Raw genomic sequence first — 23,849 nt, 5'->3', positions numbered from 1 at the left:
AAATACAAATGGGAGTACGGTCAATTTGACCAGACTCCCGTATTGCCTGTGCTGCAGTTTGAAGCTTATTGTCTTAGTTGCACCATCAGTTGCTGCTTCAATTGTTCTGCTGTAATCAAAAATACCATATTGTCGCCGGCGCTGGTGGTGACCCACGTCAATTCCAAATCCGGGAAGGCAGCTTCGGCGAACGCGTATTCATTGCCGATTTCGACGATTAGTATGCCATTGTCGGTCAGACGCTGCATCGCCCCAGCCACTATTTTGCGCACCAGATCCATGCCATCGTCACCGCCCGCCAACGCAATCTGCGGTTCGTGCAGATATTCCTGCGGCAGCTGTCCCATCGAACCGCTGTTCACGTAGGGCGGGTTGGCGACAATCAGGTCGTATTTCTTGTCGGGGACATTAGTATACAGGTCGGACTCGATCAGGGTAATCCGATCCTCCAAGTCGTAATCAGCGACGTTGCGAAACGCCACGTCCAGCGCATCCTTCGAGATGTCGGCGGTATCGACATGGGCATTTGGGAACGCATCGGCCAACATGATCGGCAGGCAACCGGAGCCGGTGCACAGTTCGAGGATGTCGGTCACGCTTTCCGGGTCTGTGACCCAGGGTGAAAAAAACTCCGGAATCAGTTCGGCGATGAAGGAACGCGGCACGATTACCCGCTCGTCAACGTAAAAACGGTAGCTGCCGAGCCAGGCTTCATGGGTGATGTAAGCGGCCGGCACCCGATCGGTGGCGCGGCGCTCGATGACCTCCAGGATGGCGGCAACTTCTTCCGGCAGCAGGCGCGCGTCCAGAAAAGGATCGAGCGTTTCCAGCGGTAGTTTGAGCGTATGCAGAATCAGGTAGGCGGCTTCGTCCAGCGCATTGCTGCTGCCGTGGCCGAAAAACAGCTGTTCGGTATTGAAGCGCGTGATCGCATAGCGAAACAGGTCGCGCGGGGTGGAGAACGGGTGGGCTGGTATTTGGTGGGTCATGGGTATCGTATGTCGGTATTAAATGTTCGTCAGGCCAGCAGGTTTTCCAGCGTGCGGCGATAGATGTTTTTCAGCGGGTCGATGAAGCGTAGTTCGATATGTTCGTCGATCTTGTGGATGCTGCCGTTGGGCGGGCCGAACTCGATCACTTGCGGGCAAATTTGCGCAATGAAGCGGCCATCCGAGGTGCCGCCGGTGGTCGACAGGTCGGCGTCGATGCCGGTTTCCACCTTGATCGCAGCGCACAGCGCATCGCTCAGTATGCCGCGCGGCGTCAGGAACGGGGAGCCGTTGATGGTCCAGCGCAGGTCGTATTCCAGTTCGTGCCGATTCAAGATCGCATGCACGCGTTGCTGCAGTCCGTCTGCGGTGCTGGCGGTGGAGAACCGGAAGTTGAAATCGATCACGATGTCGCCCGGAATCACGTTATTGGCGCCGGTGCCACTGTTGACATTCGAAATCTGGAATGAGGTCGGCAAATAATAGGCATTGCCTTGGTCCCAATGCTCGGCCACCAGTTCGGTTATTGCCGGTGCGGCCAGGTGGATCGGGTTTTTTGCCAGTTGCGGATAGGCGATGTGACCCTGGATGCCTTTGATGGTCAGCTTGCCGGACATTGAGCCGCGGCGGCCATTCTTGATGGTGTCGCCCAGTTCGCCGGAGGAAGTCGGTTCGCCCACGATGCAGTAGTCGATCTGTTCGCCGCGCGCCTTGAGCAGATTGCAGACGATGATCGTGCCATCGGTGGACGGACCTTCTTCGTCGCTGGTGATCAGGAAACCGATCGAGCCTTTATGGTCCGGATGAGCGACGACGAATTCTTCGGTGGCGACTACGAAAGCGGCAATTGACGTCTTCATATCGGCCGCGCCGCGCCCATACAGTTTACCGTCGCGCTGCGTCGGCAGGAACGGATGCGATTGCCATTGTTCGACTGGGCCGGTCGGCACCACATCGGTATGGCCGGCGAAGACTACCAGCGGTTGCGTCGTGCCTTTGCGCGCCCACAGATTGGTGACCTCGCCGGATTGAATGGCTTCGCAGGCAAAGCCGAGCGGGGCCAATCGCGCGATCAAGCGCTGCTGGCAGCCTTTGTCTTGCGGGGTGACGGAGCTTAACGCGATCAACTCTTCGGCTAGCGCGAGGGTTTTGTGCATGGGTTATATCTTAAAAATCTGTTGGTAGAGTGCGTCGGAGAACCCAATATGGGATTGTTCTTCACCGGCAATGTTCATCGTCAATACCGGCCGCTTGATGACGGACGGCGATTCGCACATCAGCGCAATTGCGCTGGGCGCGTCAATGATAGCCGCTTTGCGTTCGTCGGACAGCGCGCGCCAGGTCGTGCCTTTGCGGTTGACTAATATTTCCCAATCGTTATTTTCCAGCCACGATTGAATCATGGACGGCGTCACGCCATCCTTTTTGAAGTTGTGAAAGGTGTGGGCTAAGGTGTGGGCTAAGGTGTGGGCATCGAGCCAGGCGCGGGCTTTTTTGACGGTATCGCAGTTGGGTATGCCGCACAGGGTGATTTTTTCGAACTGGCCGTGATCCATCATGTGTTGAGGGTGAATTCGGTGAAAGTTGGCTCGTGGGGCTTGCTGGCTACCGGTTCCTGCGGCGCAAGTTTGCTCGATTGCTCATTATTGTTGAGTTGCCATAGCAGATTGCTGGGCGAATCCGCATTGGACAAGCCTTCTTCCTGCGATATTTTGCCGCTCTTGATCATGTGCAGCAGGGTTTGCTCGAAAGTCTGTGAACCTGACGAAAGGCTTTTTTCAATCGCTTCCTTGATCTGCGTGATTTCCCCTTTTTCGATCAGTTCCGCCACATAGCGCGTATTGAGCATGACTTCGGTTGCGGCCAGACGTTGCCCCGTCGGCGAGCGCACCAGTCGTTGCGAGATGATGGCGCGCAGCGTCGATGCAATATCCAGCAATAGCGCAGAGCGATTTTCGATCGGGTAAAAACTGATGATGCGGTTCAATGCGTTGTAACTGTTGTTCGCATGCAAAGTAGCCAATACCAGATGCCCGGACTGCGCATACGCAAGGGCTGCCGACATGGTTTCCTTGTCGCGGATTTCGCCGATCAGAATACAATCGGGCGCTTGCCGCAGCGAGTTCTTCAGCGCGATCTCCAGGCTGGCGGAATCGGTGCCGATTTCCCTCTGGTTGACAATCGATCGCTTGTTGGTAAACAAAAACTCAATCGGGTCTTCCAGCGTCAGGATATGTCCGGTGCGCATCTCGTTGCGGTAATCCAGCATCGAGGCAATCGTGGTCGATTTGCCGGAACCGGTGGCGCCGACCACCAGAATCAGCCCACGCTTATCCATGATCAGTTCGGACAGGATGCTCGGCAGACCAAGCGTGCCGAGCGCCGGAATATCATGCGGGATGAACCGCAACACCGCCGAAAAGGTGCCGCGCTGGCGGAATGCAGACAGGCGGAAGCGGCCAATGTCTCGTGCCGGCATGCCGATATTGAGCTCGTTTTCCCGTTCAAGCTTGGCCATGTCGGCAGCAGACAAGACTTCGCCCAGCAGCGCCATGATGTGCTGCATGTCCATTTTTTGCTGATTGATCGGTACCAGATTGCCCTGAATCTTCAGGTGGATCGGGGAATTGATGGCCAGAAACATGTCTGACGCACCTTTTTCGTTCATCAGGGAAAATAAACGATCCATGCTCATCATGCGCTCCCGATTTATTTGTTATGTGAATAATTGATGTTATGCGCGTTCATCATGGAGAAAAATACTGTCCACGAAAAACACGAAAGGCACGAAAAAATAAGGGCGGGTGCAACCCGCGCCTGAAATTGCGCACGGGTTGCACCCGCCTTTTGCTTTAGCCACCGATATACGACATCTCGACTTTCCTGACCGCTGGCGGTAAATCGGAGGTGTTGGCGCTGCGCAGTTCCGAATAGCGGTCGTCTCGAACGCGCCAAATCTGCGCCACTGCGGTGGAGATTTCACTATCGCTGTTATTGCCGCGTAGCAGCGCGCGAAAGTCGTGTCCCGCACCGGCGAACAGACAGGTGTAGAGCTTGCCTTCGGTCGACAGTCTGACGCGGTTGCAGTCGTGGCAAAACGCTTGCGTGACGCTGGAAATCACGCCGATTTCACCGCCGCCATCCTGATAGCGCCAGCGCCCGGCGGTCTCGCCCGGATAATTGGGCGCAACTTGCTGCAGCGGCAGTTCGGCATGGATGCGGCGCACCACCTCGGCCGATGGGATGACTTCATCCATCTTCCAGCCGTTGGATGCACCAACATCCATGTACTCGATCAAGCGCAGGATGTAAGGCGAACCTTTGAAGTGGCGCGCCATCGGCAGGATTCCCTGCTCGTTCATGCCGCGCTTGACCACCATATTGATCTTGATCGGGCCGAGACCGGCCTGATGGGCGGCATCAATCCCTGCCAGTACATCTGTCACCGGAAAATCGACATCGTTCATGCGCTTGAATACCGCGTCGTCGAGTGCATCGAGCGACACCGTGACGCGCTTGAGACCGGCATCCTTCAACAGCTGGGCCTTTTTTGCCAGCAGCGAACCGTTGGTGGTCAGGGTCAAATCCAGCTCGCGGCCATCGGGCGTGCGCAGACTACTGAGCATGCCGATTAAGCGCTCGATATTTTTGCGCAGCAGCGGCTCGCCTCCGGTCAACCGGATTTTTTCGACGCCATGATCGATGAATATTTTGGCGAGGCGGGTGATTTCTTCAAAGCTCAACAATGCGCTGTGCGGCAGGAAGGCGTAATCCTTGTCGAACGTTTCTTTCGGCATGCAATACACGCAGCGGAAGTTGCAATGGTCTGTCACGGAAATACGCAGGTCACGCAAGGGACGCTTCAATGTGTCGCTTAACAGACCGCTCGGTGCTTCAAGCACCGAGGGTATTTCAGGTACGTTATTGAGGTTGCGGTAATCCGTGAGTGGGATAAATTTTTCAGTCATGGCATCTGGTTTGAGTTGGCACTTGCAGCCCCGTTATCGTTGCTGTCTTGCCGCCAACGGGGTTTTCGGAAATAAGATACCACGAGGGCGGCCAACTCACAGGCGAAAGGCGGCGAAAATCGGACTGACCGTGTCGCGCCAGCCCGATCCGATGCGGAAATGCGCTCATTCGTGCTGAGAGCAAAGGTTTTTCCTTGCATAGTGGCGCGTTTCTTGGCAATGTGCGTTCACATGACACTGCGCAAACGATTCATGCCGAAAATCCTCAAGTTCACCCGCTTTTCCCTGAGTGATTTGTTGATAACGGCGGGCCCCACCATTCTGATTATCGCACTGGTTTGTGGCCTCGCTTACTGGCTGGTGGACCCATCCCCGCCATCCAAAATCACACTTTCCACCGGCCAGGAAAATAGTGCGTACCAGGCATTTGCCGGCAAGTACGCAAAAGCGCTGGCAAAGCAGGGCATCAGCATCAAGTTCAAAGCGTCGCTGGGTTCGGAAGAAAACCTGCGGCGGCTTGAAGATCCAGGCTCCGGAGTGGATATCGCATTTGTCCAGAGCGGCTCGATCAAGCTGGAGCAGGCGCAGCAACACGGCTTGTTGTCGCTCGGGAGTTTATTCACCGAGCCGGTCTGGCTGTTTTACCGCGAATCCAAAAATATTACACAACTGACCCAGTTGAAGGGCTTGTCGATCAATGTCGGCCCGGAAGGCACCGGCGTGCCGCGCCTGGTCAGACAACTGCTGGACGTCAATGGCATCGAGGCCAGTGATTTGACGCTCGGCAGCCTGGAAAACACGCCCGCGACAATGGCTCTGCTGGCAGGGCAAATCGATGGCTTGGTATTCAGTTCGGCACCGGATGCGCCCTTGATCCAGATGTTGCTGCAAACGCCAGGGATCAAATTGTTTAATTTTACCCAGGCCGAGGCTTACTCCCGACGCTTTCCTTATTTGACGCATGTCGTTTTGCCGCGTGGCATTGTTGATCTGGGACGGGATTTGCCAGCCGAGGATTATCATTTGATCGCGCCGACGGCTACTCTGGTGGCGCGCGCCGGTTTGCATCCGTCCCTGATCGATCTGCTGGTGCAGGCGGCGGCTGAGATCCATGGCGGCGCCGGTTGGTTCAGTAAAAGAGGCGATTTTCCGACTGCCAGCTATACCGAAATCCCGGTGGCCCCGGAAGCCGAGAAATTCTACAAAAGCGGGCCGCCGCTAATGCAACGATACCTGCCGTTCTGGCTGGCGAATTTTTCCGAGCGCATGTGGGTCGTGGTGGTGGCGCTGGGAGCGCTGATTCTGCCGCTGTCGCGCATCGTGCCGCCGCTCTATGTGTGGCGCATCCGTTCGCGCATCTATCGCTGGTACGGCAAGCTGCGCATCGTCGAGCAGACGATAGAAGAGGTGCCGCCGGAAAAGCGGGCCGAAGTGTATGCGGCACAATTGAAACGGCTGGGCGAGATCGAGGCGAGCGTAAACCGGATTTCGATTCCACTGTCTTTCGCCCAAGGTGTGTATGACTTGCGCAGTCATATCGATTTTGTGCGCAAGCGGATACTGTTGTTGATGCGCGGTAGCGACGGCGCCTGATTTCTCTTTTACATCAAATCAAATCAGGCGCCGGTCCAGGGCAGTTCGGCATGGCACCAGCCGCCTACGGTTTTGCGATGGCCATCGGCGTTCTTGTTGCCTTCGAAGCCTTCGAGAATATCGAAGCAGTGCAGATAATCATTTTCTGTGGCTAGTTTGGCCGCATGGCGCGAGCGTACGCCAGAGCGGCACAGGAACAGCAGGATATTATCTTTACTTGCTACTTGCTTCAACTGGGCCAGAAAATCCGGATTCGGAATGCTGCCCGGATAGATGTTCCACTGCACGGCTGCAAGCTGGATATCATTAATGTCTACTTTTCCAACCCAGTCGCGTTCGGCATTGGTACGCACATCGATGAGTTTGACCTTGATGTTTGCCTGCAATAAAGTGAACGCTTCCTGGGGTGTGACGGCACCGGCATAGGGAAGAGATTGCTCTGTGCCGCGCTGTCTCGCGATGGCAAGAATGTCACGAGGATTCATATTCAGCCTTGCATTGTAGGATCGGTAAAATAATTATAATGCGTGAAACGAGATTGCATGCAGATCATTGATGGCAATTGTTTTGGGATGGCGCGCACTGTTTTGATGCGAAACAAGATATTTTTATATTGATGCACTAAATTAGCGCTTAATATTTTATTTGCACCGATATGGTGAGCCGCGCTGGATTGCAATATGTAAATTGATTGTTATGCGGCTGAAATACCTTATTAAACCAGTCTGATTAATGTCTTGTGGGGTGGAAGTTCATGGCATGGAATCTGCTATGATCTTTCGCTGAAGTTTGATCGCACTGGAACAGTTGGCCCAATGGTTGGCTTAATGGTTGGCTCAATACTTAATTCGAATTATTTTTATCTTTATTTGAGGAGTTTCGCATGGCAATGACAGCCGCAGAAGTCTTGAAGATGGCCAAAGACAACGAAGTCAAATTCGTTGATTTTCGCTTTGCAGATACAAGGGGCAAAGAACAGCACGTGACTGTTCCGGTATCTCATTTTGATATGGACAAATTCGAGTCCGGCCATGCATTCGATGGCTCCTCGGTCGCTGGCTGGAAAGGTATTGAAGCGTCCGACATGTTGTTGATGCCAGATCCGTCAACTGCCAATATCGATCCGTTCATGGAAGAAACCACATTGTTCATGCAGTGTGACGTGATCGAGCCATCCGATGGCAAAGGCTATGACCGCGATCCACGCTCGATTGCCAAGCGCGCCGAAGCCTACCTGAAATCGTCTGGCCTGGGCGACACCGCCTACTTTGGTCCGGAACCTGAATTTTTTATTTTTGATAGTGTGCGCTGGAACGTCGATATGTCCGGCTGCTTCGTCAAGATCGATTCGGACGAAGCATCCTGGTCGACCGGCGCCAAGCTTGAAGGCGGCAACAGCGGCCATCGTCCTGCTGTCAAGGGCGGTTATTTCCCAGTGCCACCAGTCGACAGTTTCCAGGACATGCGTTCTGAAATGTGCCTGATTCTGGAAGGCCTCGGCATTCCGGTTGAAGTGCATCACCACGAAGTCGGCGGTGCCGGCCAGAATGAAATCGGTACCCGATTCTCGACGCTGGTTGAGCGTGCGGACTGGACCCAGAATATGAAATATGTGGTCTGGAATGTTGCCCACACCTATGGTAAAACGGCAACTTTCATGCCGAAGCCGTTGGTTGGCGACAATGGTTCCGGCATGCATGTGCATCAATCAGTCTGGAAAGACGGCAAAAACCTGTTTGCAGGCGACGGCTATGCCGGTTTGTCGGACTTCGCGCTGTATTACATCGGCGGCATCATCAAGCATGCACGCGCTTTGAATGCAATCACCAATCCTGGCACCAACTCTTACAAGCGTCTGGTTCCAGGCTATGAAGCACCGGTCAAGCTGGCATATTCGGCCCGCAATCGCTCCGCTTCGATTCGTATTCCACACGTGGCAAATCCGAAGGGACGTCGGGTTGAAGCGCGTTTCCCGGACCCTCTGGCTAACCCATACCTGTGCTTCGCCGCTCTGCTGATGGCTGGCTTAGACGGGGTGCAAAACAAGATTCATCCGGGTGAAGCAGCAACCAAAGATCTATACCATTTGCCGCCTGAAGAAGAAGCACTGATCCCGACTGTATGTTCTTCGCTTGAGCAAGCTCTGGAAGCGCTGGACCAGGATCGCGAGTTCCTGACCCGTGGCGGTGTTTTCAGCGACAGCATGATTGATGCATATTTGGAACTGAAAATGACTGAAGTGCAGCGTATTCGCATGACGACGCATCCAGTTGAATTTGACATGTACTACTCGTCATAAGCTACTTGTCATAAGCTACTTGTCATAAGTTACGCGTCATAATATTTGACATTTGTATTAGATATAAGGGCAGTCAAAAGATCGACTCCAATGTCAAACAAGAAACAGGCGGGCAGTGCTTCGGCGCTGCCCGCCTGTTTTTTTTAAGGGCTTGTTGTTGCAATGGCGCAAATTGGGCGATAGTCGTTGGTGTTGCATTGAGACTTGCCATAAACTAACAAGCGTCTTGAATTGCTTCAGAAAAAGGGTTTATGAAACAACAACTTGCCGCACTTAAGCTCGCATCGATGCTCGCACTTATACTGTCCACTGCGGCAGCCGGGCATGCATATGCGCAGTCTGGGGTGTATCTGTGCATCGATCAAAATGGCAAAAAAGAATATAAAAATACCGGTGAAACCAGGGGCTGCAAAAAAATTGATCTGCCCGACATCACCACTTTTGCTGCGCCGCCGCCAAAAACGCCAGCAGCCGGTCCGAGCAGGAAATCGACGGCTACTCCGTCCGATTTTCCGAAGGTGGATGGCAATGTGCAAAAAGAGCGCGACAACGATCGCAAACAGATTTTGCAAAATGAGTTGAAGACCGAACAGCAGAAACTGGAAAATTTGGAAAAAGAATATAACAATGGCCAACCGGACCGCCTGGGTAGCGAGCGCAACTATGCCAAGTACCAGGAGCGGGTCAAGGGTATGGAGGAAGCCATTCACCGTTCGCAGCGCAATGTGGAAGCGCTGAAGCGTGAAATCGGCAACATGAAATAATTGTGCCTGCCTGTGCCGCGGGCATGCAGTCCAGGGTCGCTATATAGTGTATAGCGGCCTTTATTTTTTTGGGGGAGGCACGTGAAAACATCATTAATTTCATTGGCAGGGCTGGATTTGCTGTCGTCGGCCGTGATCGTGCTCGACCCGCAGGGTTGCATCACTTATGTCAATCCTGCGGCCGAGATTTTGCTGGAAAGCGCATCCCGCACTCTTATGGGGCAGGCTTTGACGGCCTTGTTCATCAATGGTGCGGAGCTGGATACGGTGTTCCAGCAGGCTTGCGCGCACCAGTTTTCCGACAAGCGCCAGGACTTGACGCTGCAGCGCACCGGACGCGAGCCTTTGTGCGTGGACAGCATTATTACCGCGCTCGATAGCGCTGAGATGCCGGTATTGATCGAGTTGCGCGAAAACGTGCAGCAACTCAAGCTGGACCGGGAAGAGCGCATTATCGATCAGAGCCAGGCCAACAAGGAGTTGATTCGCAATCTGGCGCATGAGATCAAGAACCCGCTGGGCGGCATCCGCGGTGCGGCGCAATTGCTGGAGCTGGAACTGCCGGAGCGGCAGTTGAAGGAGTTGCGCGAGTACACGCAAGTCATCATCAAGGAGGCCGATCGCCTGCAAGTCCTGGTGGACCGCTTGCTGGCGCCGCAACGGCATGCGCATATCGTCGGCGACGTCAATATCCATGAAGTGTGCGAACGGGTGCGCAGCCTGATCGTGGCCGAATTCCCGCTCGGCTTGCACATTAAGCGCGATTACGACCTCTCGATCCCGGAATTCCGGGGCGACAAGGAGCAACTGATCCAAGCCGTGCTGAATATTGCGCACAACGCTGCGCAAGCGCTGTCGCAGCGGATTCTGGCCGGCGACGCCGAGTTGATCATCAAGACCCGCATCATGCGCCAGGTCACTCTGGCCAAGGTGCGCTACAGGCTGGCATTAGACTTGCATATCACCGATAACGGACCGGGCATCCCGCCTGAAATCCGGGACCACATTTTCTTCCCGCTGGTGTCGGGGCGGGATGGCGGTAGCGGATTGGGACTGACGCTGGCGCAAACATTCGTGCAGCAGCATCTGGGCGTGATCGAATGCGAAAGCCGGCCGGGATATACCGATTTCAGGATGCTGCTGCCGCTGCCATGATGGTGTGGCGATGGCGGTCGCCATACAACAACGAGCGTGATTCATGCGCAGGAGATACAAGAAACTATGAAGCCAATCTGGATTGTTGACGACGACGAATCGATACGCTGGGTGCTGGAAAAGGCGCTGGCGCGTGAAAACCTGATCACCCGCAGTTTCACCAATGCGCGCGATGCGATTGCTGCGCTGGCGGTCGATACGCCGCAGGTGCTGGTGTCCGATATTCGCATGCCGGGCGCATCCGGCCTGGAATTGCTGCAGACCGTAAAGACCCAGTATCCGGGTTTGCCGGTGATCATCATGACGGCGTTCTCGGATCTGGATTCTGCGGTAGCGGCTTTTCAGGGCGGCGCTTTCGAATATCTGGCCAAGCCGTTCGATCTGGAGAAGGCGGTCGAACTGATCCGGCGCGCGCTGGAGGAGAGCCTGCGCGAAGCCAGCGCCCCGCAAATCATCAGCGAGACGCCGGAAATCCTGGGTCAGGCGCCGGCCATGCAGGATGTGTTTCGCGCCATCGGCCGGCTCGCGCAATCGAATGTGACGGTGCTGATCACCGGCGAATCCGGTTCCGGCAAAGAGTTGGTGGCGTGCGCGCTGCACAAGCACAGCCCGCGTGCGGCGCAGCCTTTCATTGCCTTGAATACGGCGGCGATACCGAAGGATTTGCTCGAATCCGAACTGTTCGGCCATGAGCGCGGCGCGTTTACCGGGGCCCAGACTTCGCGCCGCGGCCGTTTCGAACAAGCGGAAGGCGGCACCCTGTTTCTGGATGAAATCGGCGACATGCCGTTCGATCTGCAAACGCGTTTGTTGCGGGTGCTGTCGGACGGTCATTTCTACCGGGTCGGCGGCCATCAACCGCAGAAAGCCAATGTGCGGGTGATTGCGGCCACCCATCAGAACCTGGAACAGCGCGTCAAGGATGGACTGTTTCGCGAGGATCTGTACCATCGGCTTAATGTGATCCGGCTGCGCCTGCCCAGTTTGCGGGAGCGGCGCGAAGACATTCCGCTGCTGACGCGCTACTTTTTGGTGCAAAGCGCCACACAGTTGGGCGTGGAAGCCAAGCGCATGTCGGAACCGGCGATGCAGTTCCTTTGTGGATTGGATTTGCCCGGCAACGTGCGCCAGCTGGAAAACCTGTGCAACTGGATCACCGTAATGGCGCCGGGGCAAACCGTCGAGGTCAAGGATTTGCCGCCAGACTTGGTGAGCGCCCCGGTGGAGGTGGTGGCTCCAGTTTCCAGTTTCGCTCCCAATTCTGCCTCCAGTTTCATTCCCGGTCTGCCGGCTGTCGGCGCACCTCAGGTGTCGGCTTACCCTGCCGCTTATTCCAGTCAGGCAGCGGCAGATGCTGCTGCCTGCTGGCAAACTTTGCTGGAGTCGGAAGCGGCCAGCTTGCTGGCGGGCGGACAACCAGACGTAATGGAAGTGCTGGGCCGCCAGTTTGAATCGGTATTGATCCGGGCCGCGCTAAAACATACGCATGGACGCAAAAACGATGCGGCGGTGCGGCTCGGGATTGGTCGCAACACAATCACCCGCAAGATTCAGGAACTCGGCATAGACGGTGCCGGTGACGATTAGACTGCGTGAAGAAACAATTGTTGTGTCTGTAGGCAACTATTCAGGCTGTGTGTTGGGTTTCGCAAGTTCGGTGTCTGCCATGTTCGTAGGGGCGGGTTCCAAACCCGCCCTTTGGCCGTCAAAATACGAGGGCGGGTTTGGAACCCGCCCCTACGGATTCTGGCGTGAATTGGTAGTACATGAAAATATGGTGGGGTATATGTATTTTTAATGCAATTGCCGCATATAAACAGTGCGGTACATAAAAATACCATAATCAGTATTATTTCCAATGCGCTTACTTGCTGGCGTTGATGCTCAATGCCAGCGCTTCGGCAACCCGGATGCCGTCTACCGCCGCCGACAGGATGCCGCCGGCGTAACCGGCGCCTTCGCCGGCCGGAAACAGTCCCCTGGTGTTCAAACTCTGCAAATCATCATCGTTGCGCTTGATGCGAATCGGCGACGATGTGCGGGTTTCAACCCCGGTCAGCAGCGCGTCGTGCATCGCAAATCCCTTGATCTGCTTGTCGAAAGCCGGAAACGCTTCACGCATCGCTTCGGTCGCATAGTCGGGGATGGCGGTCGACAGGTCGCCCAATTGCACGCCCGGTTTATAGGACGGGATCACGCTGCCGAATTCGGTCGAAGCTTTGCCGGCAACAAAGTCGCCGACTAATTGACCTGGTGCCTGATAAGTGCCGCCGCCCAGCTCGAACGCGCGCGATTCCCAGTGGCGCTGGAACGCGATGCCAGTCAGCGGATCGCCCGGATCGCCTGGGTAATCCGCCGGCGTAATGCCGACCACGATTGCGCTGTTGGCGTTGCGCTCATTGCGCGAGTACTGGCTCATGCCGTTGGTGACCACCCGGCCCGGTTCCGAAGTGGCGGCCACCACGGTGCCGCCCGGGCACATGCAAAAGCTGTACACCGCACGGCCGTTGGCGCTGTGGTGCACCAGCTTGTAATCGGCCGCGCCCAAAATCGGGTTGCCGGCATTCGGGCCGAAGCGGCATTTGTCGATCAGCGATTGCGGATGCTCAACCCGGAAGCCGATTGAAAACGGCTTCGCTTCCACATACACGCCGCGCCGATGCAGCATCTCGAAGGTGTCGCGGGCGCTGTGGCCGATCGCCAGCACCACATGGTTGGTTTCGATCCGTTCGCCACCGGCCAGCAGCACGCCTTGCACCTGGCCGTTTTCGATCTCGATATCCTCGACTCTGCTCTGGAAGCGGAAACTGCCGCCCAGCGCTTCGATGGTGGCGCGCATCTGTTCCACCATTTTTACTAGCCGGAAGGTGCCGATGTGCGGCTTGCTGACGTACATGATTTCTTCCGGCGCACCGGCTTTGACGAACTCGGTCAAGACTTTGCGGCCCAGATGCTTGGGGTCCTTGATCTGGCTGTACAGCTTGCCGTCCGAAAAAGTGCCGGCGCCGCCTTCGCCGAACTGCACGTTCGATTCCGGGTTGAGTTCTCCCTTGCGCCACAGGCCCCAGGTGTCCTTGGTGCGTTCGCGCACCATTTTGCCGCGTTCCAGGATGATCGGATTAAATCCCATCTGCGCCAGGATCAGTCCGGCGAACAGGCCGCAAGGGCCGGTACCGATGACCACCGGGCGAGTTTTCATGGTGCCGCTGGCGTGCGCGACGAAATGGTAATCGGTATCGGGCGTGATGCCGATATGGCAGTCTTTTTGGGTGCGCTGCAGGATCGCCTGGTCGTCAGTCGTGACCACATCGAGCGCATAAATAAGTACAATGGCGCTTTTTTTGCGAGCGTCGTAGCTGCGTTTGAATATCGTATAGCTGACCAGCATCGGCTCCGGAATCTCCAGTCGCGCCAGAATGGCAACCTTAATGTCGCCTTCGGCATGATCCAGCGGCAGTTTTACTTCATTGAGTCGCAACATAACCATCTTCCGGTGATAAGCCCGCGGCAACAACGCCGGCAGCGGGGAGGGCGCTATTTTAACGCCACATGCCCGGGCGATCACTAAAATGGTATATTTCCATGGATACAAAAAAACAGTTTTTTCGATGCCTGCCACCTAATGCCGACGTGCAGGCTTGCGCTGCAAAACCAAAAAACCATCTCTAAATCCACATTTAGATACTCTGTGCAGTGCGGCGTCTCAGGCGCAATCGATCCTGAATGCATCGATGTGACTTGCTTTTTAAAATGGCATCCAATATGCTGCGGCGCAGCATAACAAACTACAGGTGTGTAATTGGCCTCAAAAAATCCAAAAAGCAGGTTGGCGGTATTGACTTTGGCTGCCGTCGGTATTGTCTACGGCGACATCGGCACCAGCCCGCTGTATGCGATGAAAGAAGTTTTTTCGGCGCAGCACGGGCTTACATTGAGCCAGGGCAATTTGCTGGGCGTGGTTTCCCTGATCGTCTGGAGCCTGATTGCGGTGGTCTCGCTCAAGTACGTGACGCTGGTGCTGCGCGCCGATAATCATGGTGAAGGCGGCATCATGGCGCTGCTGGCGCTGACCCTGTCTTCGGTCGGGCCCTTGTCGCGCTGGTATCTGCCGTTGCTGGTGACGGGCATGTTTGGCGCCGCACTGTTTTTTGGCGATGGCGTCATTACCCCGGCGATTTCGGTCTTGTCCGCAATGGAAGGGCTGGAGGTGGCAACGCCGGCTTTCAAGCCGTACGTGGTGCCTTTGACGCTGGTGTTGCTGACCGGCTTGTATATGCTGCAAAAAAATGGCACCGCCGGCATCGGCAAATGGTTCGGGCCAATCATGATGGTCTGGTTTGTCACCTTGGCCGGCATGGGTATCGTCAACATTATCGCCGCGCCGGAAATCCTCGCTGCCTTGAACCCTCTGCATGCGCTCTATTTTCTGAATGACAACCGCTGGATCGCTTTCGTCGCGCTGGGCGCGATTGTACTGACGCTGACCGGCGCCGAAGCGCTGTATGCAGATATGGGGCATTTCGGCCGCAAGCCGGTGCGCATGGCCTGGTTCTTCATCACCTTTCCGGCGCTGGCGCTGAATTATCTGGGTCAGGGCGGCTTGTTGCTGCGTAATCCGGAGGCGGTCTCGAACCCGTTCTTCCAGCAACTGGGCGACTGGAGTATTTATCCGCTGATCGTGTTGTCCACAGTGGCTACCATCATTGCCTCGCAGGCGACTATTTCCGGCACCTATTCGATGACCAAGCAAGCCATTGCGCTGGGTTTTCTGCCGCGCATGAAGATCATTCAAACTTCTTCGAAAGAAATCGGCCAGATCTACATTCCGCTGGTTAACTGGCTGCAGTGGGGCGTGGTTGTTTTGGCGGTGCTGGCTTTCGGTTCTTCTTCCAACTTGGCGGCCGCCTATGGCATTGCGGTGACGGGCACCATGATAGCCACCACAGTGCTGTCTTTCTTTGTGCTGCGCTACGGCTGGAAATACAATCTGGCGCTGTGCGTCGGCGCCACCGGCTTCTTTTTCGTGATCGACGTTGCCTTCTTCTCAGCCAATATACTCAAGATCCTGCATGGCGGCTGGTTCCCGTTGTTGCTGGGCGCGGTCATGTTTACGGTGATGATGACCTGGAAACGCGGGCGTGAATTGGTGAGTGATAATTTGCAAAAACATGCGATTCCGCTGGAGGATTTTCTGGCTTCGCTGTTTACCGACCCGCCGCTACGGGTGCCGGGGGTGGCGATTTTCATGCGCGGCCCTGGCGACGGAGTGCCGCATGCGATGCTGCATAACCTGTCGCACAACAAGGTGCTGCACGAGCGGGTAGTGTTCCTGACCGTGTATCAGCACGATGTGCCGTGGGTGCCGTTCTCGGATCGCATCCAAATTCATGACCTGGGACACAATTGCTACCAGCTTGACATGCATTACGGCTTCAAGAACACGGCGGATATTCCCAAGGCGCTGGAATTGTCGAAGCAATATGCGCTCGATTTCAACATGATGGAAACCTCGTTCTTCATCGCCCGCCAGAACGTTATTGCCACCCCGGGTTCCGGCATGGCGCTGTGGCGCGAACAACTTTTTGCCGGCATGTCGCGCAATGCCCGCGATGCAGCCGACTACTATTGCATTCCGGCTAACCGTGTCATCGAGTTGGGTACGCAGGTCGAGATTTAAGTGCGTAGGATGGGTGCAACCCATCTTGTAAGTTAGATATGCGATGGGTTGCACCCATCCTACCCGATATATTAAGAATAGCGGGAGTATGCCAATAAATATGCACATTACCGCATATAAAATATACGGTAATGAAATATGCTACTGCTAGTATATTTATTCGCCGGGCTGCATCCGGCGCCACAGCGTAGTGCGGCTGATGCCCAAGTGTTTGGCGACGGCGGCGCGGTTGCCGTTGAAGCGAGCCAGAGTTTGGTGGATGTTTTCAATCTGCATCGTCGGGTGCTGTTCTAAGACAGGAGCCGTGCGCGCCATTTCTGCATCAGATGAAGACTGCAGCAATTCCGGCGCCACTTTCACCATAAATCCGGGCGAAATCGCCTGCAACGGTTCGGCTGCCAAAAATAGCGCCAGGCGCTCCATCAGATTGCGTAACTCACGCACATTGCCGGGCCAGGCATAACTTTGCAGCAACACGTCGCATGTATTGATTTCTGCCTGCAAGTTCGGATGCGGACGAGCGCCGAGCGCAGCCAGTGCGTTTTTCAGGCACCACACCGCCAACGCAATCAGGTCGTCGCACCGTTCGCGCAGCGGCGGCAGCGTCAGGCGCAGCACCGCCAGCCGGTAAAACAAGTCGGCGCGAAAACGCCCTGCGCGGATGCGTTGTTCCAGATCGCAATGGGTGGCGCTGATGATGCGCACATCGACCGGAATCGGCCGGGTGCCGCCGACGCGCACGATTTCACGCTCTTCCAGTACTCGCAGCAACCGGGTTTGCAGCGTCAACGGCATTTCGCCGATTTCATCCAGAAACAGCGTGCCGCGCTGGGCCGCTTCGAACAGCCCGGCGTGGCCACCGCGGCGCGATCCGGTGAATGCGCCTTCTTCATAGCCGAACAACTCGGACTCCAGCAGGGATTCTGCAATCGCGCCGCAATTGACGACGACAAAGGGCCGGTTGCCGGCCGCCATGCGCGGATTTTCGCGGTGAATCGCTTGCGCCACCAATTCCTTGCCGGTGCCGGTTTCGCCCTGAATCAGTACGGTGGCGGGGGACCTTGCATACAGCACCACGGTTTGCCGCAATGTTTCCATGGCACTGGATTCGCCGCGCAAATCGGTGATGCCGTGTTTGGCGCGCAAGGTGTCAGCCATACCCGCAGCCGCGGTCACCGGTGCGCCGCGCCCGCGCTGCGACTCCAGTTGCGTCAGTTTGGCGATTTCCAGCGCGTCGTCGAAGGCTTGCCGGATCGATGCGGCCGAATATACGAAGACTGCTGCCAGTCCTGCTTCCGCAGCCAGATCGGTAATCAGACCGGCGCCGACGATGGCTTTGATGCCGCTGGCTTTGAGTTCGTTGATCTGGGCCCGGGCGTCTTCCTCGGTAGCATATTTGCGCTGCGCAATGCGAAAGCCGAATGCGTTTTGAAATTCTTTCAGCGCCGGCATCGTGCTTTGATAGGTGATGATGCCGATGTCGGGCGTGATTTTGCGCGCGCGCGATAGCGCCTGCATCACGTCGAAGCCGCTGGCCTTGGCGATTACCACCGGCACCGACAAGCGGCTTTTCAGATAAGTGCCGTTGGAGCCGGCGGCTATCACCGCGTCGCAGCGTTCGGTTGCCATGCGCTCGCGGATATGGCGTGCCGCATCTTCAAAACCGAGATCAATCGGCTCGATGGTGGCGCGATCGTCGTATTCCAGCGTGATGTCGCGAAACAGGTCCGCCAAACGCGATACGGAAACGGTCCAGATGACCGGTTTTTCCTTGCTGCTGTCGTTCTGAAAGTGGGCGTTTGGATTGGGGCGCATGTTTCAATCCTGTTTCAATGTTTCAAATGAGGCGACGATTGTAACGCGTATTGAAACAAAACTTGCCCACATCAAGAAATCGCATGCCGCTGCACGTTACGCTGTAAGCTTCTCAAGCTAATGAATCGCAAGGTATTTTTAAATTTCTGATGCGCGCATGCCGGCATTTCCGTCAATGTGGCACGGCGATTGCAATACAGTGCGCAGTTAGCGTCAGTGAAACCTCTCAACAGATAAGGTGAAGACATGAGTTTGTATTCCGCAGGAGCCGCCTTCCGCAAGGCGATGCAAGAAGAGTCCCCGTTGCAAGTCATTGGCGCGATTAACGCCAACCATGCGCTGCTGGCCAAACGTGCCGGTTTCAAGGCGATTTACCTTTCTGGTGGCGGTGTCGCTGCCGGCTCGCTCGGTCTGCCCGACCTTGGGATTTCCAATCTGGACGATGTGTTGACCGACGTGCGGCGCATTACCGATGTCTGCGACCTGCCGCTGTTAGTCGATGTGGATACCGGTTTTGGTTCCAGCGCGTTCAATGTTGCGCGCACCGTCAAATCGATGATCAAGTTCGGTGCTGCCGCGCTGCATATCGAAGACCAGGTCGGCGCCAAGCGCTGCGGCCACCGTCCGAACAAGGAAATCGTCAGCAAGCAGGAAATGGTTGACCGCATCAAGGCTGCAGTCGATGCCCGTACCGACGAGAATTTCGTGATCATGGCGCGCACCGATTCGCTGGCAGTCGAAGGGCTGGAGTCCGCGCTGGAACGTGCCATCGCTTACGTCGAAGCTGGTGCCGACATGCTCTTTCCGGAAGCGATTACCGAGCTGGCGATGTACCAGAAGTTTGCCGCTGCGGTCAAAGTGCCGGTGCTGGCCAACATCACCGAATTCGGCGCTACGCCGTTGTTTACGGTGGAAGAGTTGAAGTCAGCCGATGTCAGCCTGGTGCTATACCCGCTGTCGGCTTTTCGCGCGATGAACAAGGCTGCCGAAAACGTATATACCGCAATCCGCCGTGACGGCTCGCAAAAGAATGTGATCGACACCATGCAAACCCGTATGGAACTGTACGACCGCATCAATTACCACGATTTCGAACAGCATCTGGACGCGTTGTTTGCGGCACAGAAGAAATAAGATATTTCCGTAGTGTATTCTCAGGTGTGCAGCCGCAAGCCTGCACACCTGAAACAGGATTCTTTCTCGTTAGGAAACAAAAAATGAGCGTACCGCAATTAGCAACTTTCAAGCCTAAAAAATCCGTCGCTTTGTCTGGCGTCACTGCAGGCAACACCGCACTGTGTTCCGTCGGCAAGAACGGCAACGATCTGCATTACCGTGGCTATGACATTCTGGATATCGCCGATACTTGCGAATTCGAAGAAATCGCCTATCTGCTGGTACACGGCAAACTGCCTACCGCAGCCGAACTCAAGGGCTACAAAGCCAAGCTGAAATCCTTGCGCGGCTTGCCTGCCAGCGTCAAGGCTGCGCTGGAAGCGCTGCCTGCCGCATCGCACCCGATGGACGTGATGCGCACCGGTATCTCTGTACTCGGCTGCACTCTGCCAGAAAAAGATGATCACAACGTCCCAGGCGCGCGCGACATCGCCGACCGTCTGATGGCGTCATTCGGTTCCATGTTGCTGTACTGGTATCACTTCAGCACCAATGGCAAACGTATTGACGTTGAAACCGACGACGAGTCGATCGGTGGCCATTTCCTGCACTTGCTGCATGGCGTGAAACCGTCCGCTGCATGGGAAAAGGCGATGCACACTTCGCTGATCCTGTACGCCGAGCATGAATTCAATGCGTCTACTTTCACCAGTCGCGTCATCGCCGGCACCGGTTCCGATATTTACTCCGCCATCACGGGTGGAATCGGCGCCTTGCGCGGCCCAAAACACGGCGGCGCGAATGAAGTTGCATTAGAAATCCAGAAGCGTTACGACAATCCGGACGAAGCCGAAGCGGACATCAAAAAACGCGTCGAAAACAAGGAAGTCGTGATTGGTTTCGGTCATCCGGTGTATACCGTGTCCGACCCGCGCAACAAGGTCATCAAGGAAGTTGCGCACAATTTGTCCAAGGAAGCCGGTTCGACTGCGATGTTCGACATTGCCGAGCGTCTGGAAACCGTGATGTGGGACATCAAAAAAATGTTCCCGAACTTGGACTGGTTCTCGGCTGTGTCGTATCACATGATGGGGGTGCCGACCGCAATGTTTACACCGTTGTTCGTGATTGCCCGTACTTCCGGCTGGGCTGCGCACATTATCGAACAACGCATCGATAACAAAATTATCCGTCCTTCCGCCAACTATGTCGGTCCAGACGATTTAAAATTCGTACCAATCGGCGAACGCTAGCCAATCCGGCCGGCGCGTATCGGTATTGGAGAAAATTATGATTGCCCTGAGACTGACATCCACCCTGATTTTCGCCGCCTTGTTAGCAGCTTGCGCATCCAAGGTGCCGCTGTCGGAAACCAAGCCGGCGCCAGTGGCTGCAATACCGATGTTGCAACCGGTGCCTGCCAAAACAGCTTTGATCGCCGGCAATTTTCGCTGTGAACTTGGCAATCAGGTCGACGTAAGTGCCGACCTGCAGCATCCGGACGCGATCAATGTAGCTTGGAAGGGACGCTCGTATCCGCTGCAAGCAGTCGCAACCTCCACCGGTGCGCTGCGCTATGAAGATACGGCCAGCGGCCATGTGTGGATTCAGATCCCGGCCAAATCCATGCTTTTGAATGCCAAGGCAGGCCAGCAGCTTGCCAATGAATGCAAGACCCGATAAATTTTTTTGAACAGGAATGTCGGCCACGACGACCTGCAGTTCGTGCCGTCCAAGGACCGTAAGTAAAGTCTGACCCCTGATCATTACACTCTTTCTGGACTAATCCGTGAACACCATAAACCGCAAGCCCCTACCGGGCACCAAGCTAGATTTCTTCGACACGCGTGCTGCGGTCGACGCGATCCAGCCCGGCGCTTATGACAAACTGCCGTACACCTCACGCGTACTGGCTGAAAACCTGGTGCGCCGCTGTGACCCGGCCACACTGAACGATTCCCTGAAGCAATTCATCGAGCGCAAGCGCGACCTGGACTTCCCATGGTTCCCGGCCCGTGTAATTTGTCATGACATTCTGGGCCAGACCGCACTGGTCGACCTCGCCGGCCTGCGTGACGCCATTGCCGCCCAAGGCGGTGACCCCGCCATGGTCAACCCGGTTGTGCCGACGCAACTGGTGGTGGATCACTCGCTGGCGGTGGAGTGCGGCGGTTTCGATCCGGATGCGTTCACCAAGAACCGTGCCATCGAAGACCGTCGTAATGAAGACCGTTTTGACTTCATCGACTGGACCAAAAAAGCGTTCAAGAACGTCGATGTGATCCCTCCGGGCAACGGCATCTTGCATCAAATTAACCTTGAACGCATGAGTCCGGTTGTGCAGGTAAAAGACGGCGTCGCCTTTCCGGATACCCTGGTCGGCACCGACAGCCACACCCCGATGGTCGACGCCCTGGGCGTGATCGCCATCGGCGTGGGTGGGCTGGAAGCTGAAAGCGTGATGTTGGGCCGCGCCTCCTGGATGCGTCTGCCGGACATCATCGGGGTGGAGTTGAGCGGCAAGCCTCAGCCGGGCATCACGGCGACGGACACCGTGCTGGCACTGACCGAATTCCTGCGCAAGCAAAAGGTCGTGTCCTCTTACCTTGAGTTCTACGGTGAAGGCGCTTCCCACCTGACGCTGGGCGACCGTGCGACCATCTCCAACATGACGCCAGAGTTTGGCGCCACCGCGGCGATGTTCTACATCGACGAGCAGACCATCAAATACCTGAAGCTCACCGGTCGTGACGATGCGCTGGTCAAGCTGGTGGAAATCTATGCCAAGGAAACCGGCCTCTGGGCGGACAGCCTGAAGAACGCCGAGTACGAACGTGTACTCAAATTCGACCTGTCTTCTGTAGTGCGCAACATTGCAGGGCCAAGCAACCCGCACAACCGCGTGCCGACTTCCGAACTGGCTGCGCGCGGCATCAGCGGCAAGGTCGAGAACGAGCCGGGGCTGATGCCGGACGGCGCCGTGATCATCGCCGCCATTACCAGTTGCACCAACACCAATAACCCGCGCAACATGATTGCCGCCGGCCTGATTGCCCGCAACGCCAATGCCCGTGGCTTAACCCGCAAGCCGTGGGTAAAAACTTCGCTGGCACCGGGGTCCAAGACGGTTCAGCTGTATCTGGAAGAAGCCAAACTGCTGCCGGAACTGGAGCAACTGGGCTTTGGCGTCGTGGGCTTCGCCTGCACCTCTTGCAACGGCATGTCCGGCGCGCTCGATCCTGTGATCCAGAAAGAAGTGGTGGAGCGCGACCTGTTCGCCACCGCCGTGCTGTCCGGCAACCGCAACTTCGACGGTCGCATCCACCCGTACGCCAAGCAAGCCTTTCTGGCTTCGCCGCCCTTGGTGGTGGCCTACGCCATTGCCGGCACCATTCGTTTCGACATCGAGAAAGACGTCTTGGGTATCGACACCGATGGCAAACCGGTGACCTTGAAAGACATCTGGCCGTCTGATGAAGAAATCGACGCCATCGTCGCTTCCAGCGTGAAGCCGGAGCAGTTCCGCAAGGTGTATATCCCGATGTTCGCCAAGCAGCAAGACGATGGCGAGAAGGTCAGTCCGCTGTACGAATGGCGTCCGCAGACCACCTACATCCGCCGTCCGCCTTACTGGGAAGGCGCGCTGGCCGGAGAACGTACGCTCAAGGGCATGCGTCCGCTGGCAGTGCTGGGTGACAACATCACGACCGACCACATGTCTCCGTCCAATGCCATCATGCTCAACAGCGCTGCCGGAGAGTACCTGGCGAAAATGGGCTTGCCAGAGGAGGACTTCAACTCCTACGCGACCCACCGTGGCGATCACTTGACCGCGCAGCGCGCTACTTTTGCCAATCCCACTCTGAAGAACGAAATGGTGGTGGTGGAAGGCAAGCTGAAAGCAGGTTCGCTGACTCGCATCGAGCCGGAAGGCAAGGTCACCCGCATGTGGGAAGCCATCGAAACCTACATGGAGCGCAAGCAGCCATTGATCATCATTGCCGGTGCAGATTACGGTCAGGGCTCCTCGCGTGACTGGGCTGCCAAGGGTGTGCGTCTGGCCGGTGTGGAAGCTATCGCGGCCGAAGGATTTGAGCGCATTCACCGCACCAACCTGGTAGGTATGGGCGTGCTGCCACTCGAATTCAAACCGGGTGTGAACCGCCTGACCTTGAACATCGACGGCAGCGAAACTTTCGACGTCATCGGTGACCATAAACCCGGTGCAACGCTGACGCTCGTGATCAATCGCAAGAACGGTGAGCGCGTTGATGTGCCAGTGATCTGTCGCCTGGATACGGCAGAAGAAGTGGCGATCTACGATGCAGGAGGCGTGTTGCAGCGCTTTGCACAGGACTTCCTCGAATCGTCCAAGGCTGCTTAAGAAACTGTCGTGCGGCGGAAAGCGCTTTGCTTTTCCGCCCTACGTGCAACGATTCCTCTGTACCCCTGTAGGGCGGAAAAGCGAAGCGC

Annotated in this window: 18 protein-coding genes; 10 read left to right on the top strand and 8 right to left on the bottom strand. The window is 56.1% G+C overall.

Annotated features, from left to right (window positions below):
- Positions 1 to 65 precede the first annotated feature (65 nt).
- The 5 genes from prmB to moaA form a co-directional block, all read right to left on the bottom strand.
- Positions 66 to 989, bottom strand: a complete 924-nt coding sequence (gene prmB, locus KGFNPO_RS09445; protein WP_472631050.1) for a 50S ribosomal protein L3 N(5)-glutamine methyltransferase — start codon at positions 987 to 989, stop codon at positions 66 to 68.
- Between the two features lie 29 nt (positions 990 to 1,018).
- On the bottom strand, positions 1,019 to 2,146 hold the full coding sequence (gene dapE, locus KGFNPO_RS09440) for a succinyl-diaminopimelate desuccinylase (RefSeq protein WP_472631049.1): 1,128 nt from the start codon (positions 2,144 to 2,146) through the stop codon (positions 1,019 to 1,021).
- A 3-nt stretch (positions 2,147 to 2,149) separates the two neighbouring features.
- Complete coding sequence (locus tag KGFNPO_RS09435) at positions 2,150 to 2,548, bottom strand: arsenate reductase (protein ID WP_472631048.1); 399 nt, start codon at positions 2,546 to 2,548, stop codon at positions 2,150 to 2,152.
- Positions 2,545 to 3,684, bottom strand: a complete 1,140-nt coding sequence (locus KGFNPO_RS09430) for a PilT/PilU family type 4a pilus ATPase (RefSeq protein WP_472631047.1) — start codon at positions 3,682 to 3,684, stop codon at positions 2,545 to 2,547. Before KGFNPO_RS09430 ends, KGFNPO_RS09435 begins: the two co-directional genes overlap by 4 nt.
- A gap of 157 nt (positions 3,685 to 3,841) precedes the next feature.
- The gene (moaA, locus tag KGFNPO_RS09425; protein WP_472631046.1) at positions 3,842 to 4,957 is read right to left on the bottom strand and encodes a GTP 3',8-cyclase MoaA; all 1,116 of its coding nucleotides are present in this window, start codon (positions 4,955 to 4,957) and stop codon (positions 3,842 to 3,844) included.
- A gap of 252 nt (positions 4,958 to 5,209) precedes the next feature.
- Here moaA and KGFNPO_RS09420 point away from each other — a divergent pair, with 252 nt between their 5' ends.
- Positions 5,210 to 6,550, top strand: a complete 1,341-nt coding sequence (locus tag KGFNPO_RS09420; protein ID WP_472634439.1) for a TAXI family TRAP transporter solute-binding subunit — start codon at positions 5,210 to 5,212, stop codon at positions 6,548 to 6,550.
- A 23-nt stretch (positions 6,551 to 6,573) separates the two neighbouring features.
- On the opposite strand, the gene KGFNPO_RS09415 is transcribed toward KGFNPO_RS09420, so the two are convergent.
- Entirely contained in the window at positions 6,574 to 7,035 is a 462-nt protein-coding gene (locus tag KGFNPO_RS09415; protein WP_472631045.1) for a rhodanese-like domain-containing protein, read from the bottom strand.
- 398 nt (positions 7,036 to 7,433) lie between these two features.
- On the opposite strand from KGFNPO_RS09415, the gene glnA reads away from it, so the two are divergent.
- The 4 genes from glnA to ntrC all read left to right on the top strand — a co-directional run bounded on the left by glnA (position 7,434) and on the right by ntrC (position 12,355).
- On the top strand, positions 7,434 to 8,849 hold the full coding sequence (gene glnA / locus KGFNPO_RS09410; protein WP_472612776.1) for a type I glutamate--ammonia ligase: 1,416 nt from the start codon (positions 7,434 to 7,436) through the stop codon (positions 8,847 to 8,849).
- Positions 8,850 to 9,100: 251 nt separating this feature from the next.
- Entirely contained in the window at positions 9,101 to 9,613 is a 513-nt protein-coding gene (locus KGFNPO_RS09405; protein WP_472631044.1) for a DUF4124 domain-containing protein, read from the top strand.
- An 81-nt stretch (positions 9,614 to 9,694) separates the two neighbouring features.
- Positions 9,695 to 10,768, top strand: a complete 1,074-nt coding sequence (gene glnL, locus KGFNPO_RS09400) for a nitrogen regulation protein NR(II) (RefSeq protein WP_472631043.1) — start codon at positions 9,695 to 9,697, stop codon at positions 10,766 to 10,768.
- 66 nt (positions 10,769 to 10,834) lie between these two features.
- Positions 10,835 to 12,355, top strand: coding sequence for a nitrogen regulation protein NR(I) (gene ntrC / locus KGFNPO_RS09395; protein WP_472631042.1), 1,521 nt, complete (start codon positions 10,835 to 10,837; stop codon positions 12,353 to 12,355).
- Positions 12,356 to 12,632: 277 nt separating this feature from the next.
- Here the strand turns inward: ntrC and KGFNPO_RS09390 are convergent, their stop codons facing one another.
- The gene (locus tag KGFNPO_RS09390) at positions 12,633 to 14,249 is read right to left on the bottom strand and encodes an NAD(P)/FAD-dependent oxidoreductase (RefSeq protein WP_472631041.1); all 1,617 of its coding nucleotides are present in this window, start codon (positions 14,247 to 14,249) and stop codon (positions 12,633 to 12,635) included.
- A 318-nt stretch (positions 14,250 to 14,567) separates the two neighbouring features.
- Here KGFNPO_RS09390 and KGFNPO_RS09385 point away from each other — a divergent pair, with 318 nt between their 5' ends.
- Positions 14,568 to 16,445, top strand: coding sequence for a potassium transporter Kup (locus KGFNPO_RS09385; RefSeq protein ID WP_472631040.1), 1,878 nt, complete (start codon positions 14,568 to 14,570; stop codon positions 16,443 to 16,445).
- A 156-nt stretch (positions 16,446 to 16,601) separates the two neighbouring features.
- On the opposite strand, the gene prpR is transcribed toward KGFNPO_RS09385, so the two are convergent.
- Entirely contained in the window at positions 16,602 to 18,260 is a 1,659-nt protein-coding gene (gene prpR, locus KGFNPO_RS09380) for a propionate catabolism operon regulatory protein PrpR (protein WP_472631039.1), read from the bottom strand.
- A gap of 246 nt (positions 18,261 to 18,506) precedes the next feature.
- Between prpR and prpB the strand changes: the two genes are divergently transcribed.
- From prpB to acnD, 4 genes are all read left to right on the top strand, one after another.
- On the top strand, positions 18,507 to 19,394 hold the full coding sequence (prpB, locus tag KGFNPO_RS09375; RefSeq protein ID WP_472631038.1) for a methylisocitrate lyase: 888 nt from the start codon (positions 18,507 to 18,509) through the stop codon (positions 19,392 to 19,394).
- A gap of 83 nt (positions 19,395 to 19,477) precedes the next feature.
- Positions 19,478 to 20,629, top strand: a complete 1,152-nt coding sequence (prpC, locus tag KGFNPO_RS09370) for a bifunctional 2-methylcitrate synthase/citrate synthase (RefSeq protein ID WP_472631037.1) — start codon at positions 19,478 to 19,480, stop codon at positions 20,627 to 20,629.
- A gap of 37 nt (positions 20,630 to 20,666) precedes the next feature.
- A complete protein-coding gene (locus tag KGFNPO_RS09365) occupies positions 20,667 to 21,059 on the top strand; it encodes a hypothetical protein (RefSeq protein ID WP_472631036.1) in 393 nt (130 codons plus the stop codon).
- A 106-nt stretch (positions 21,060 to 21,165) separates the two neighbouring features.
- Entirely contained in the window at positions 21,166 to 23,760 is a 2,595-nt protein-coding gene (gene acnD / locus KGFNPO_RS09360) for a Fe/S-dependent 2-methylisocitrate dehydratase AcnD (RefSeq protein ID WP_472631035.1), read from the top strand.
- Positions 23,761 to 23,849 lie beyond the last annotated feature (89 nt).

The organism is Gelidimonas diazotrophica (assembly GCF_055694025.1).
The sequence above is the reverse complement of the archived record's forward strand: the minus strand, read 5'-3'. Positions and strand labels throughout refer to the sequence as shown.